This window comes from Nocardia sp. NPDC058176, assembly GCF_042883805.1.
Taxonomy (GTDB): Bacteria; Actinomycetota; Actinomycetes; order Mycobacteriales; family Mycobacteriaceae; genus Nocardia.
Genome location: NZ_JBHVVA010000006.1, coordinates 15,846 through 28,846 on the forward strand (window position 1 = coordinate 15,846; position 13,001 = coordinate 28,846).

Below are 13,001 nucleotides of genomic sequence, written 5' to 3' on the forward strand. Positions count from 1 at the left end.
TTTCAGTATAGCGTTCCGCGCTATGGATTGGCTGATCGCCCCGTTCGAGGTGGCATTCGTGCAGCGTGCGCTGTGGGGCGGACTGCTCGTCTCCGGTGTGTGCGCCCTCGCCGGGACCTGGGTTGTGGTGCGCGGCATGGCATTTCTCGGCGACGCGATGGCGCACGGCATGCTGCCCGGTGTCGCCGTGGCGGCGCTGCTCGGCGGCAATCTGCTCGTCGGCGCCGCGGTCAGCTGCGCGGCCATGGCCTTCGGGGTGTCGGTGCTCGGGCGCAGCAAGCGCTTCGCGACCGATACCGCGATCGGGCTGCTGTTCGTCGGCATGCTGGCCGCCGGGGTGATCATCGTGTCGCGTTCGCAGTCGTTCGCCGTCGACCTGACCGGGTTCCTCTTCGGTGACGTGCTGGCCGTGCGCTCGCGCGACCTCTGGTATCTGGTCGCGGCCCTCGGTATCGCGCTGGTCGTCGTGGTGCTGGGGCACCGGGCCTTCCTCGCGCTGAGCTTCGATCCGCGCAAGGCGCACACGCTCGGGCTGCGGCCGAAGCTGGCGCACGCGGCCCTGATCGGGCTGGTGACCGTGGCGATCGTGGCCTCGTTCCACGTCGTCGGAACGCTGCTGGTGTTCGGCCTGCTCATCGCGCCACCCGCCGCCGCCCTGCACTTCTCCGACCGGATTCCGGTGATCATGGCGATCGCGGCGTTGATCGGCGGGCTGTCCACGGTGGCCGGACTGGTCATCTCCTGGCACGCGGGGACCGCGGCCGGGGCGACCATCGCCGCGGTGGCCGTCGGTGCGTTCTTCCTGTCGGCGATCGTGTCGGCGGTGCGCGAGCGGCTCGGCCGGGTGGGGGCCGCCTCGGTGGCGGCGCTGGCGGCGGTGCCGCTGGTGGGCTGTGGTGCGGTCGAGGAACCCGCGACGGTCGAGGAGACGCCGCACGGGTACGTCGCCGGGGCCGAGGAGGCGAGCGAGGCGCAGACGCGACTGGTCGTGGTCGACGCAGGGACCGGGGAGACGCGCGTGCTCGATCTGTTGACCGAGGAGGTCACTCCGATCGACGCGACAGCAATCCGCACCTCCCAACCACTTCCGTCCGCCACCACCGGGACTTCCGCCCCGGCGACCTCGGGCTCCGCCGCTCCGTCGACCCCGCCCGGCATCGGCTCCGCGGCTGGACAACTCGCCGCAGACGGCCGCTTCGCCTACCTGAGTTCGGCGGCCGAGCTGCGCATCGTCGATGCCGGGGCATGGACCGTCGACCACGGCGACCACCGGCACTACTACCGCGCACCGATCCGCGCGGTGGGCCGAATCGTCGCGCCGGACACCGAACCCGGCACCAGGCCTGGCGAAGGCGGACCAGCCGGCTCTGATTCCGGTGGCGGCACGGATGCGCGGCCCGGCGGTGCTGGGTCGTCGGGTGTCGGCCCTGATGGCCGGGTGAATGCGGAGCCTGGGGGTGCGTCGGGCGCCGGTCCCGATGAGGGCGTGACAGGCGGCAGCGGTTCGGCGGGCGGCGGTGATTCGCGCGATGGGCTGGGAGTTGTTGCGGCGCACAGTGACTCCGCTGTGACGGCGGTTGTCCGGGAGGCGGACACCTTGGTGTTCGATCGAGTGGCATTGGCAGAGGGCGTCGTAGCCGAGCCGCGCCGGATCGACGGTATCGCGGTGCCCTATGGTGAGCGGCTCATCGTGGCCGATGCCGGTGGCCGCGTCGAGGTGCGTGGGCGCGACGGGGACGCGGGGCAGGTGCAGGCCGAGAGCTGCTCGCAGCCACGGGGACAGGCGGTGACCCGGCGTGGGGTCGTGTTCGGTTGCGCCGATGGCGCTGTCGTGGTGGCCCAGCGCGAGGGGGCGTTCGTCACCGAGAAGATCCCGTACCCGGAACCCGCCATCGCACGGGCGCAGGCGTTCACGCATCGTCCGGGCAGCACCACGCTGACTGCGCTGGCCGGTCGGGACGGCGTCTGGGCCCTGGACATCAGGGCGAAGACGTGGACCCACACCCCGATCGCCGACGCGATCGCCGTGAACACCGCCGGGGAGGGCGCGCCGCTGCTGGTCCTCACCCGCGACGGCGCCCTGCACGGCATCGACCCCGCCACCGGCGCCGAGACCGCGCACGTGCCTCTGCTCGCCGGACCCGTCGAAGGCCGCCCAGTCATCGAGGTCGACCCGAATCGCGCTTACGTCAACGACTCCCGCGCCCGCACCATCCACGAGATCGCCTACAACGACAACCTCCGCGTGGCCCGCACCTTCCCGCTGGACATCACGCCGTCGCTGATGGCGGAGACAGGACTGTGATGACGAACAGGACTCCCGATTCGGCGAGCCTCGACCGTGCGCAGTGCGAACGCACACCGCACGGGACCACGGGATTGCGAGCGCGGAGAGAACGGCCCGCGGGCAGCCTCGGTCGAAAGGCAGCTGAGTCCGGGCAGCCGACCGGTCGCGCCGCTGTTCGGCTCTCCGGTGGCGACCCGAACACCAGCGCGCTTGTGTTCGGTTCCCGGGTCCATCGGCATCGACCGGTGCGGGCCGTGTTCGCTCTGATCGGCGCCTTGGCGGTACTCGCCGCCCTGATCAGCGGCTGTTCGTCCACCGGTGACCGGTCCGGGATCGTCGTGACCACCAACATTCTCGGCGACCTCACCAAAGCCGTGGTCGGTGACACGACCCCGGTGACGGTGCTCATGCAACCCGGCTCCGATCCGCACTCCTTCGCGATCTCCGCGCGCGAGGCCGCCGACATCGAGCGGTCCGCGCTGGTCGTGCACAACGGTCTCGGACTCGAGGAAGGGGTGGCCCGGCATGTGCGGGCCGCCGCGGATTCGGGTGTGCCCACCCTGGCCGTCGCCGAGCGGGTGAACCCGATCGAGTACACCGCCGACGAGTCCGCCGGGCAGCCCGACCCGCACTTCTGGACCGACCCGGGGCGGGTGCGTCTGGCCGTCGAGGCCATCAGTGCCGAGGTGATCGACCGGGTCGACGGCATCGACGCGGACATCGTGCGCGACAACACCACTCGCTATCTGGCCGAACTCGACCAGCTCGACCGGTGGATGAGCGAGCGGTTCGCCACCATCGCCCCCGAACACCGGAAACTGGTCACCGATCACCACGTCTTCGGTTATCTCGCCCAGCGATTCGGCTTCCAGGTGGTCGGCGCCGTGATCCCCAGCGGCACCACGTTGGCCTCGCCCAGCGCCTCCGACCTCGACCAGCTCGCCGGCGCGATCCGGCAGGCCGGAGTGGGGGCGATCTTCGCCGATTCCGCACAGCCGGACCGGCTTTCGCGAGTGCTCGCCGAACACACCGGCCTGCGGATCCAGGTGATCGCGCTGCACACCGAATCACTGTCCGCACCGGGCGGCGGCGCGGCCACCTACCTGGAGATGGCGCGCACCAACACCGAAGCCATCGCCCGTGGTCTGTCCGGGCAGTCGACGTAGTTTCACGCACGAGAAATGGAGCAGCACATGCACAGTCGGTCACGGATCACCACGAAGGTGGCACTGTCCGGGGTCCTCGCCTCGGTCGTCGCCCTGAGTGGTTGTGGCACGGACGATTCCGGGCACGGCCATGAGCACACCCCCGGTGCGGAGCCGATCGCCCTCACCTACGACGGCGGCATCTACGTCCTCGACGGCGCCTCGCTCGACCAGCGCGGCGAGGTGAAACTCGACGGCTACAACCGGATCAACCCGGCGGGCGACGACGACCACCTCGTGGTCTCCACCAAGGACGGCTTCCGCGTCTTCGACGCCTACGGCGCCGATTTCACCGGCACCGACTTCCCGGCCGCCAAGCCCGGCCACGTCGTGCGGCACGCGGGCAAGACTGTGCTGTTCGCCGACGGTTCCGGCGAGATCACCATCATCGAGACCGACCAGCTCGGCCAGGAGAAGCCGAAGTCAGAGGTGTACAAGGCCGCCACGCCGCATCACGGCGTCGCGATCGAACTGAGCAACCGCGAGCTCGTGCTCACCCTCGGCACCGAGGAGGCGCGCACCGGCCTGGTCGCCCTCGACGGCGACCGCAAGGAACTCGCCCGCAACGAGGAATGCCCCGGCGTGCACGGCGAGGCGACCGCCCAGGGCGAAGCCGTGGTGGTTGGCTGCCAGACCGGCGCCCTGGTGTACCGCGACGGCGAGTTCACCAAGGTCACCAGCCCGACCCCCTACGGCCGGATCGGCAACATGGCGGGCAGCGAGGCCTCCCCGATCGTGCTCGGCGACTACAAGCAGGACAAGGACGCCGAACTCGAACGCCCGCAGCAGATCTCGCTGGTGAACACCGCCGACGGCACCCTGCGCCTGGTCGACATCGGCACCAGCTACACCTTCCGCTCCCTGGCCCGCGGCCCGCAGGGCGAGGCGCTCGTGCTCGGCACCGACGGCAAGATCCACGTCATCGACCCGGTCGCGGGCACCCTCACCCGCACCATCCCGGTCATCGACTCCTGGTCCGAGCCGCTGGACTGGCAGGAAGGCCGTCCTTCGCTGTTCGTCCGCGACGGCATCGCCTACGTGAGCGACCCGGCCACCAAGCAGGTCCACCGCGTCGACCTGGCCGACGGCAAGATCACGGCCTCGGCCACGCTCGCCTCGGCACCGAACGAGATCACCGGCGTCACCGGACACTGACGCCGTTTCCGGCGAACGTCACCGACAGCGCCGAGATCCGGCATGACGAAATGCCCCCGTCCTCGAAGCTTCGAGGATGGGGGCAATCGTCGTCGGCGCTCCCGGGCAGCCGAAACGGGCGCTCGGCGACCTACTTCGCAGCGCAGCGGATGACGGCGTCGCGCAGGTGGCGGCTGCGGACGTCGTCGAGGATGGCCATGCCGAGGCGGTTCATGCTGTAACCGAAGCCCAATCCGGTGCTCGGATCGGCGAAGCCGAAGGAGCCACCCAGGCCGGTGGTGCCGTAGGCGCGCTTGTCGGAGCCGAAGCGGAAGGAGCCGCGGGACTTGCGGAAGCCGAGGTGGTAGCGGCTCTTGGTGTGCAGGACCAGGTCATCGGCGGGCACGTCGTCGGCGGTGTCGGCGGCGGCGAGCCGGTCGAGTACGTCGTCGTCGATCGGCAGGACGCCGGTGCGGCCCGCCGCGGCGCCGTAGATCTGGGCCAGCGCGCGGGCATTGCCGACACCGTTCATGCCCGGCCACTCGATCTCGAGGAATTCCCGGCGCGCGGCGCGAGCGGGTGCGCCGGGACGCGGATTGGTCAGCGCCGCATACGAAAGCCCGCGCTTGGCATACACCTCGGCGCCGATCCGCAGCGGCACGTCGGCGAGCTCGTAGCGCAGGATGTCGAGTCCCTTGGTCGCCGAGAGCTGGGCGACGCGCTCCATCGGCTCGCTCGCGGGCAGCCCGATGAACACATCGGCGCCGACCGGTCCGGCGATCTCCTCGGCGAAGAACCGGCCCAGACTGCGGCCCGCTGGATCCACCCGGCGCAGCAGTTCGCTCTGATACAGCCCGAGCGTCAGCGCGTGATAGCCGTGCCGGGTGCCCGGTTGCCACGCGGGTTTCTGGGCGGCCAGCAACTCCGCGAGCGCGTCCCGGTCGGTGAGTTCGTTCAGCTTCACGATCCGGTCCAGCCCGGACAGCCCGGCCTGATGGTCGATCAGCTGCCGCACGGTGATCCGCTCCTTGCCGTGCGCGGCGAATTCCGGCCAGTACTTCGCCACCGGCGCCGCGTAGTCGAGCAGTCCGCGCGAGACCGCGGCGGCGAGGGTGAACGCCGAGAGTCCCTTCGACGAGGAGAACACCGGCACGATCGTGTCGCGCTCCCACGGCACCTCGCGGCGGCGATCGCGATGTCCCGCCCACAGATCGACCAGCGGCTGGTCACCGGCGTACACGGCGACGGCGGCACCGATCTCCGCGTGGTCGGTGAAGTTGCGGCGGAAAGCGTCGGCGACGGGGCCGAAACCGGCCGCCACGTCGCCGTGGATCGATGGTGCGGGGCTCATGATGACCCGATCGTAACCGCGTCTCGTACGCTGCCGGGTATGCGATCGTTGCAGCAGGTTCAGCACTGGCCGGTCAAGAACGCCGCCGCCGCCGTGGTTTCCGCCGACGGTGCCGCGACCATCGGCGACACCGATCGGGTGTTCCGGCTCGCCTCGGTCACCAAACCGCTCGTCGCCTACGCGACACTGGTCGCGATCGAGGAGGGCGCGGTCGAGCTCGACCAGCCCGCGGGCCCGCCCGGCGCGACCGTGCGCCACCTGCTCGCCCACACTTCGGGTGTGGCCTTCGCCACACCGGATGTCATCGCCGCACCCGGCGCCCGTCGCATCTATTCGAGCGCCGGATTCGAACTGCTCGCCGATTTCCTCACCGAGAGCACCGGCATCGAATTCCCGCGGTATCTGCACGAGGCGGTATTCGAACCGCTCGGTATGAATACCGCGACCCTCGATGGCTCCGCGGGGCACGCGGCCCGGGCGTCGCTGGATGACCTCGTCCGATTCGCCACCGAGTTGCTGACACCCGAATTGATATCTCGGCAAACACTCGATGACGCGACCACTGTGCAATTCCCCGGCCGCGACGGCATCCTGCCCGGATTCGGCAGCCAGCGCCCCAACGACTGGGGATTGGGATTCGAAATCCGCGACGGGAAATCCCCGCATTGGACGGGCAGTTCGAATTCCGGCCGCACCTACGGGCACTTCGGGCAGTCCGGCACCTTCCTCTGGGTCGACCCGGAAATAAGGGTGGCGACGATCGCCTTGAGCGACGAGAATTTCGGGGACTGGGCCAGAGCGGCGTGGCCGAAATTCAGCGATTCCGTGATCGCAGAGACACATAACACGCTGTGAAGTAACACGCGCAACACCGAACACTTCAGTACACTCGGGCCACGCCAGTCCGCGACGGGTCGTTGGGGAAGACGCTCCTTGTCGAGGCTGGAGGTGTTGGTAGTGCGCGCATCGAGTCAGTTCGCTGACGCGACGGCGGGTGTGGTCTACATCCACTCATCGCCCGCCGCGTTGTGCCCGCACGTCGAATGGGCACTGTCCACCGCGCTGTCGTCCCCGGCGAAATTGCGCTGGACCGCGCAACCCGCCGACGGACAACTGCGCGCCAGCAGCGATTGGATCGGTCCCGTCGGCACCGCCGCCCGGATTGCCCAATCATTGCGCTCCTGGCCCGTTCTGCGTTTCGAGGTCACCGAGGACCCGAGCGAAGGCGTCGACGGCGAACGCTACAGCTTCGTCCCCGCCCTCGGCCTCTGGCACGGCTCGACCGGCGCCAACGGCGACGTCATGCTCGGCGAGATGCGATTACGCGCCCTGCTCCACGCCGCCGCCGAACTCGACACCCACGGCGCCTTCGACCTGCCCGCCGAACTCGACCGCGCCCTCGGCACCCCCTGGGACGACGACCTCGAAGCCTTCCGTCAGGGCACCGACAACACCGGCGCCGAAGTCACCTGGCTGCGCCGCGACGTGGGCTGAGTCAGCCGCGGCGTCGTCGCCGCTGTCCGATCACCACCGCGAGCACGAACAGGGCCAGCGTCACCACGAGGAAATAGACGAGCGAACCGTCGCGGCCGAAGCGCGGCAGGAACGCCAGCTCCTGACCGGTGGCGGCGACCGCGTTGAGGAACGGCGCGTAGGCCTGCAGGGTATAGCCGTTGGGCAGCAGGCTGATCGAGTTCTCGGCCACGAACACCCAGAACAGCAGCACCGCGATCGCGGCAGGCGGTGTGCGGATCACCGAGCCGATCGCGATGCCGATTCCGCAGGCGAGGAAGGCATAGCTCGGGACCGTCCACAGGAAGCGCAGCCCGGCCGCGTCGTCGAGGCGGACCTCGCCGTAGACGAGGGGGAACAGCCCCGGTAGCGCCGTCAGCACGATGACGAGCAGGGCGAGGGTCGTCAGCGCGGCGACGGCGCCGTAGTAGAGCCAGCGCGCCAGCGCCGCGGTCCACAGCCGGGGGAACAGGAACGCGTCGAGGTCGCGGAGATTGCCGCGCGAGCAGGTGGCGTGGGCGTAGGTCGCGGTCACCATCATGGTGCCGGTGGCGAAGGTGATCACCCAGTAGACGGCATTGGTGGTGCTGACCGAGGTCACCTGGAGCTGGCCGGGGATGGCGGCGAAACGTTCGGCGACGGTGGCGATGCCGAAGGTGATCAGCAGGGGCAGGGTCACGGTGAGCGGGACCGCGACCGTCCACAGGAAGCTGCGGCCGCTGGTCCGCGTCCATTCCGCCGCGAGGCCACGGCCGATCTCGGGGAGGGGATTGCTCACGACGGATGTCCGTTCGTCACGCACAGATAGGCGTCCTCGAGCCGGGTGGCGTCGTGCGCGCGCAGGAATTCCGGCAGTGGTGCGTCCGCGAGCAACTGGCCCGGACCGAGCACGACGACGCGATCGGCATTGCGCTCGGCCTCGTCGAGCAGGTGGGAGGTGACCAGCACGCAGGTGCCCGCGTCGGCGAGTTCGCGCAGCAGGCCGCGCATCCAGTGGATGCCCGCGATGTCGAGACCGTTGAGCGGTTCGTCGAGCAGCAGGGTGTGCGGCCGGGTCAGCAGCGCGGCGGCGATGCCGACGCGCTGGAGCATGCCCAGCGAGTACTGGCCCAGTCTGCGGTCGGCGACCTCGGTCAGGGCCGTGGTGTCGAGGACTTCGGCGACCCGGTCCGGTGCCAGGCCGCGGGCGCGGGCGATCCAGCGCAGGTGGCGCCGCGCGGTGTGGTGCGGATCGAAGGCCCGGTGGTCCAGGTGCATACCGAGTCCGGCCGGGGTGGAGTGTCCGGCGCGCACGCGGGTGCCGTCGACGTGGATCGTGCCCGTCGCCGGGGCGATGATGCCGCACACGCAGCGCAGCAACGTCGACTTGCCGGTGCCGTTGAGGCCGAGCAGATAGGTCACCGCGGCGTCGGGCACGGTGGTCTCGGGAATGTCGAGCACGGTGGTGCCCGCGTAACGCACGGTGAGACCGCGGATCTCGATCATCGACCGGGGGTCAGAAGTCGCACGGGATCGGCAGGCCGACCGTCTTCACCCCGGCGCACAGCGACTTGTTGGCCAGCTTCCAGGTGCCGTCGACGCGTTTCCAGGTGATCCGCATGGTGACGGTCGGGCGGCCGGCCGAGCTGGCGTGCAGGACCGCGGTGTGCTCGGTGCCGCTGTGGGTTTCGGGTCCGGTGACCTCGTTCCAGCCCAGCGGTGCGCGGAACAGGCCGAGGTTGTAGACGGTGCGCGGGACGACGACCGCGTTCGCGCCGCCCTCGAGGTTGGCCGCCTTGGCCGCGTCCGAGGCGGGGGTCTCGACCAGGAATCGGATCTGCTCGTTGAGTTCGGCCAGTGTCGGGACCGCGCCGGTGATACGGAAGCTGCCGGGATCGGCGGCGGTGTTCGGGGCGCTCACCAGCACGGCCGCGGTGAGACCGGCGATGGCGACCGCGCTGCGCCGGATCGTGCTTCTCGTCATTTTTTCGATCCTTTGTGTGATCGGAGATGCACTCCGGATTCCTGGTATAGCACCAGCTGATGGCAGTAAGTTAGCCTAGCCTTATGATTCTGGTCAAGGATCATTTAAATAAGATCGGATCGCGACCTGACAGGGTCGGGATCTCCCGAGGGAAGGGTGGTGGTCAGTGGTGGGGCAGGGCTCAGCCCGCGAGTGGCGCCGTCGTCGACCGGGTGGTCAGGCGCAGGGTGACACCGCAGTCGCCGCCGGTGTCGGGGCGCACGTCGACGTCGAATTGCGCTGCGAGCGCGGGGGAGTGCCGTTCCAGGATCCGCTCGATCATGCCCTGCTGGATGCCGACGACGATCTCGGGCGCGTTGCGCGCGATGCGCCGCAGCGGGCAGTTGCACATCTGGATCTCGTGCGTGCCGAAGCTCGACACGGTCGCCGAGACCTGGAAGCCGAGCCGGGTCAGGGTGGTCGTGACGACGGTGACCGGGTCGGGCAGATCGGTCGGCTGTTCGCCGAGATCGGTGAGGCTGTCGGCCCACACCCGGCCCGCCGCGGCCGCTTTCGCGCGGCGCGCTTCGGCGGTCTCGCCCAGCTGGGCCAGCAGGGCGTCGAGCACCGGCGCGGCCGGGTCCGCGCCCACCGCCACATAGCCCTTGCGCGGGCGGCCGACGGTCTCCGACGGCAGCCACGTGCCCTCCACCAGGCCCGCATCGATGAGCGCGTTCAGATGGAAACGCGCCGTGGTGATGTGGATGCCCAGCGCCGCGCCGACGACCGGCGCGTCCAGCGGTTCCAGGGAATCGCGCACCAGCGCGAGCACCCGATCCCGCTGCCGGGGTGTGCTGACCATCGGCGCTCCTCTCACGCCTCGACCGGCGCCCTCTCGACCAAGTGTAGGACCGCCGCATCCCGCGGCCGAACCGACAGGAACACGCCATGACGACACCACTGCCCTTCGACGACCGCGATTCCGCGCACATTCCCGGGCACTGGCTGCTCGCCCGGCTCGGCAAGCGGGTGCTGCGACCGGGCGGGATCGAACTGACCGAACGCATGCTCGACGCCGCCGACCTCTCGGGCGCCGACGTGGTCGAACTCGCCCCCGGCCTCGGCCGCACGGCCACCGCCATCCTCGGCCGTGGCCCGGCCAGCTATCGCGGTGTCGAAGCCGATGCGGCCGCGGCGGCCCTCAGCGCCGAGGCCGTCGGGACCGCGGGCACCATCACCACCGGCGATGCCGCCGCCACCGGACTCGCGGCCGATTCCGCCGACGCGGTCGTCGGCGAGGCGATGCTCACCATGCAGACCGACCCGCACAAGGCCGAGATCATCGCCGAGGCGTTCCGGGTGCTGCGTCCCGGCGGGCGCTACGCCATCCACGAACTCGCCCTGCAACCCGACGATCTCGACGTCGAGACCAAGACCGAGATCCGCAAGGCCCTCGCCCGTTCCATCAAGGTCAACGCCCGACCGCTCACCCGCGCCGAATGGACCGAGCTGCTGACCGCGGGTGGATTCGTCGTGGAGACAGTCGATTTCGCGCCCATGGCGCTACTGCAGCCGCGCCGGGTGATCGCCGACGAGGGCCTGCTCGGTGCGGCCAGGATCGTCCGCAATGTGCTGCGCGACAAGCCCGCCCGTCAGCGCGTACTCGCCATGCGCGCCACCTTCACCACTCACCGCCGCGCCCTCACCGCCATCGCCCTCATCGCCAGGAAGCCGACCGCATGACAACCTTCGCCACCGACACCACCACCTGGCACCCCAAGGACGGCCCCACCCCCCACCCCCAACGCCTGCTGTCCGGCCCCGGACTCACCCTCGTCCGCATCAGCTTCCGCCAGGGCCAGCTCCTCGACGAACACCGTGCCCCCGGCCCGATCCTGATCACCTGCGTCTCCGGCCTCATCGACCTGGACATCACCACCCCCACCCCCGAATCCCACCTCCTCGAACCACACACCACCATCTACGTCCCCGCCGGCGCACCCCACCGCCTCCTCGCCCGCGAGGACACGGTCATCCACGTCACCCTGCACCGGACGGTGCACGGGGAGTAGCGGCCACTGAACGCCTGGTGCCGCGGCGACTTGTGTGCGGCGCATACTGCGGTGATGGCGTTCATGCTGAGTGGATTCACCGGATTCGTGCCGTTCGCCGATCTCCCGACGAGCTCGGTGCCGGCCGCCGCCGGTGTCTACGTCGTCGTTCGAACCGCGACCACGCCTCCGGTGTTCGTGCCGGTGAGCCCCGCGGGCTGGTTCAAGGGCAGAGACCCGTCCTTGCCGGTGTCGGAGCTGCAGTCGTCGTGGGTGCCGGGCGAGCCGGTCGTCTACATCGGCAAGGCGAACCTGGGGCGGTCCGGCAAACGCGGGCTGCGGACCAGGCTCGACGAGTATCGGCGGCATGGCGAAGGCAAGCCGGTTGGGCACTGGGGCGGGCGGATGATCTGGCAGCTCGCCGACAGTGCCGACCTGCTGGTGGCTTGGCGCGCGGAAGTCGATGCTCGGGCGGTCGAGAAGTCGATGATCGCGGGCTTCGTCGAGATGTACGGGAGGCGGCCGTTCGGTAATCGGACCGGATGAGGGTGTCGCGGTCCGGTTCGGCGGCATACGCTGGGGCGACGGGATGACGGATGCCTTGGGGGCGTGATGTCGACGATGGTGATGACCGGCGGGACGTCAGGGTTCGGGGCGTTGGCGGCGGCGCGGCTCCGGGAATCGGGTGATGTCCGGGTGATTCTGGGGGCGCGCGGGCGCGGGGGTGCGGACGCGCTGGGGTTGGACTTGGCGGAGTTGGAGTCCGTGCGGGCATTCGCGTCGGCGGTGGGGGAGGAGCTGGCCGGGTCGGCGGTGGACGCGCTCGTGTTGAACGCGGGGCTGGTGCTCGCCGATGCGGGTCATCGGACCGTCGATGGGTTCGAGACGACTTTCGCGGTCAACCATCTCGCCCACTACCTGCTGGCACGGCTGTTGCTGCCGTCCCTGGCCGAGGGTGCCACCGTGGTGCTGACGACCAGCGGCACCCATGATCCGGCGACCGGTGCGGGGCTGACTCCACCCCGCCACGCCGACGCGGCACTGCTGGCGCATCCAGAACGCGACCCGGGGCTGGACGGCCGGCCCCGGAAGGCGGGGGAACAGGCCTACACTGCGTCGAAGCTGTGCACCGTGCTGACGGCTCGTGCATTGGCCGGCCAGGATGCCGTGCGGGACAAGGGGATCACGGTGATCGCGTACTGCCCGGGTCAGGTGTTCGGGACGGGGTTGGCGAAGGATCTGCCGTGGTACATGCGGATGGCGTGGTCGGTGATGGGCTCGCCCGTGGTGAGTTGGCCCGCGCGCCGGTTCGATCGCACGCTCAACACCCGGCCAGATGCCGGAAAGGCACTGGCGGATTTGGCATCCGGAGTCGCACGCCCACCAGCGGGTCGCGGGTACGCGGCGCTGCGCGGGGGAGAACTCACCTGGCCCGACCCATCCGATGCCGCGTTGCGTGAAGACTCGGCACAGGAGTTGTGGACCGCGAATGCGGCACTCGTCGGCCTGCCGGGCTGAG

The 13,001-nt window shown here is 70.0% G+C and carries 14 protein-coding genes; 9 read left to right on the plus strand and 5 right to left on the minus strand.

What is annotated here, in order from left to right; genetic code table 11:
• Nucleotides 1–22: 22 nt before the first annotated feature.
• From aztB to aztD, 3 genes are all read left to right on the plus strand, one after another.
• Complete coding sequence (gene aztB / locus ACFVVM_RS26570) at nucleotides 23–2,305, plus strand: zinc ABC transporter permease AztB (RefSeq protein ID WP_387623542.1); 2,283 nt, start codon at nucleotides 23–25, stop codon at nucleotides 2,303–2,305.
• A 236-nt stretch (nucleotides 2,306–2,541) separates the two neighbouring features.
• Nucleotides 2,542–3,453, plus strand: a complete 912-nt coding sequence (aztC, locus tag ACFVVM_RS26575) for a zinc ABC transporter substrate-binding protein AztC (RefSeq protein WP_387623545.1) — start codon at nucleotides 2,542–2,544, stop codon at nucleotides 3,451–3,453.
• Nucleotides 3,454–3,480: 27 nt separating this feature from the next.
• Nucleotides 3,481–4,647 (plus strand): zinc metallochaperone AztD, encoded by a 1,167-nt coding sequence (aztD, locus tag ACFVVM_RS26580; RefSeq protein WP_387623548.1) that lies wholly within the window; start codon nucleotides 3,481–3,483, stop codon nucleotides 4,645–4,647.
• A gap of 130 nt (nucleotides 4,648–4,777) precedes the next feature.
• On the opposite strand, the gene ACFVVM_RS26585 is transcribed toward aztD, so the two are convergent.
• Nucleotides 4,778–5,977: a serine hydrolase domain-containing protein gene (locus ACFVVM_RS26585; RefSeq protein WP_387623550.1), complete on the minus strand. Its 1,200-nt coding sequence runs from the start codon at nucleotides 5,975–5,977 to the stop codon at nucleotides 4,778–4,780.
• A gap of 39 nt (nucleotides 5,978–6,016) precedes the next feature.
• On the opposite strand from ACFVVM_RS26585, the gene ACFVVM_RS26590 reads away from it, so the two are divergent.
• Complete coding sequence (locus ACFVVM_RS26590) at nucleotides 6,017–6,832, plus strand: serine hydrolase domain-containing protein (RefSeq protein WP_387623553.1); 816 nt, start codon at nucleotides 6,017–6,019, stop codon at nucleotides 6,830–6,832.
• A gap of 102 nt (nucleotides 6,833–6,934) precedes the next feature.
• Nucleotides 6,935–7,471: a DUF3145 domain-containing protein gene (locus ACFVVM_RS26595; RefSeq protein WP_387623555.1), complete on the plus strand. Its 537-nt coding sequence runs from the start codon at nucleotides 6,935–6,937 to the stop codon at nucleotides 7,469–7,471.
• Nucleotide 7,472: 1 nt separating this feature from the next.
• Here the strand turns inward: ACFVVM_RS26595 and ACFVVM_RS26600 are convergent, their stop codons facing one another.
• From ACFVVM_RS26600 to ACFVVM_RS26615, 4 genes are all read right to left on the minus strand, one after another.
• Nucleotides 7,473–8,267, minus strand: coding sequence for an ABC transporter permease (locus tag ACFVVM_RS26600; protein ID WP_387623557.1), 795 nt, complete (start codon nucleotides 8,265–8,267; stop codon nucleotides 7,473–7,475).
• Entirely contained in the window at nucleotides 8,264–8,974 is a 711-nt protein-coding gene (locus ACFVVM_RS26605; protein ID WP_387623560.1) for an ABC transporter ATP-binding protein, read from the minus strand. Before ACFVVM_RS26605 ends, ACFVVM_RS26600 begins: the two co-directional genes overlap by 4 nt.
• 10 nt (nucleotides 8,975–8,984) lie before the next feature.
• Nucleotides 8,985–9,452 carry a hypothetical protein gene (locus tag ACFVVM_RS26610; RefSeq protein WP_387623563.1) on the minus strand — a complete coding sequence of 156 codons (468 nt, stop codon included), beginning with the start codon at nucleotides 9,450–9,452 and terminating at the stop codon, nucleotides 8,985–8,987.
• A 181-nt stretch (nucleotides 9,453–9,633) separates the two neighbouring features.
• Entirely contained in the window at nucleotides 9,634–10,293 is a 660-nt protein-coding gene (locus ACFVVM_RS26615; RefSeq protein WP_387623565.1) for a transcriptional regulator, read from the minus strand.
• Between the two features lie 86 nt (nucleotides 10,294–10,379).
• Here ACFVVM_RS26615 and ACFVVM_RS26620 point away from each other — a divergent pair, with 86 nt between their 5' ends.
• From ACFVVM_RS26620 to ACFVVM_RS26635, 4 genes are all read left to right on the plus strand, one after another.
• Nucleotides 10,380–11,174: a class I SAM-dependent methyltransferase gene (locus tag ACFVVM_RS26620; protein WP_387623568.1), complete on the plus strand. Its 795-nt coding sequence runs from the start codon at nucleotides 10,380–10,382 to the stop codon at nucleotides 11,172–11,174.
• The gene (locus ACFVVM_RS26625) at nucleotides 11,171–11,503 is read left to right on the plus strand and encodes a hypothetical protein (RefSeq protein ID WP_387623571.1); all 333 of its coding nucleotides are present in this window, start codon (nucleotides 11,171–11,173) and stop codon (nucleotides 11,501–11,503) included. Before ACFVVM_RS26620 ends, ACFVVM_RS26625 begins: the two co-directional genes overlap by 4 nt.
• 54 nt (nucleotides 11,504–11,557) lie before the next feature.
• Nucleotides 11,558–12,028: a hypothetical protein gene (locus ACFVVM_RS26630; RefSeq protein WP_387623573.1), complete on the plus strand. Its 471-nt coding sequence runs from the start codon at nucleotides 11,558–11,560 to the stop codon at nucleotides 12,026–12,028.
• Nucleotides 12,029–12,094: 66 nt separating this feature from the next.
• A complete protein-coding gene (locus tag ACFVVM_RS26635; RefSeq protein WP_387623576.1) occupies nucleotides 12,095–13,000 on the plus strand; it encodes an SDR family NAD(P)-dependent oxidoreductase in 906 nt (301 codons plus the stop codon).
• Nucleotide 13,001: the final 1 nt, after the last annotated feature.

Coding starts and splice junctions, on each gene's coding strand:
- ACFVVM_RS26620 (WP_387623568.1), top strand. CDS start 10,380: ATGACGACACCACTGCCCTTCGACGACCGCGATTCCGCGCACATTCCC.
- ACFVVM_RS26585 (WP_387623550.1), bottom strand. CDS start 5,977: ATGAGCCCCGCACCATCGATCCACGGCGACGTGGCGGCCGGTTTCGGC.
- aztD (WP_387623548.1), top strand. CDS start 3,481: ATGCACAGTCGGTCACGGATCACCACGAAGGTGGCACTGTCCGGGGTC.
- ACFVVM_RS26615 (WP_387623565.1), bottom strand. CDS start 10,293: ATGGTCAGCACACCCCGGCAGCGGGATCGGGTGCTCGCGCTGGTGCGC.
- ACFVVM_RS26605 (WP_387623560.1), bottom strand. CDS start 8,974: ATGATCGAGATCCGCGGTCTCACCGTGCGTTACGCGGGCACCACCGTG.
- aztB (WP_387623542.1), top strand. CDS start 23: ATGGATTGGCTGATCGCCCCGTTCGAGGTGGCATTCGTGCAGCGTGCG.
- ACFVVM_RS26635 (WP_387623576.1), top strand. CDS start 12,095: ATGTCGACGATGGTGATGACCGGCGGGACGTCAGGGTTCGGGGCGTTG.
- ACFVVM_RS26625 (WP_387623571.1), top strand. CDS start 11,171: ATGACAACCTTCGCCACCGACACCACCACCTGGCACCCCAAGGACGGC.
- ACFVVM_RS26630 (WP_387623573.1), top strand. CDS start 11,558: ATGGCGTTCATGCTGAGTGGATTCACCGGATTCGTGCCGTTCGCCGAT.
- ACFVVM_RS26590 (WP_387623553.1), top strand. CDS start 6,017: ATGCGATCGTTGCAGCAGGTTCAGCACTGGCCGGTCAAGAACGCCGCC.
- ACFVVM_RS26610 (WP_387623563.1), bottom strand. CDS start 9,452: ATGACGAGAAGCACGATCCGGCGCAGCGCGGTCGCCATCGCCGGTCTC.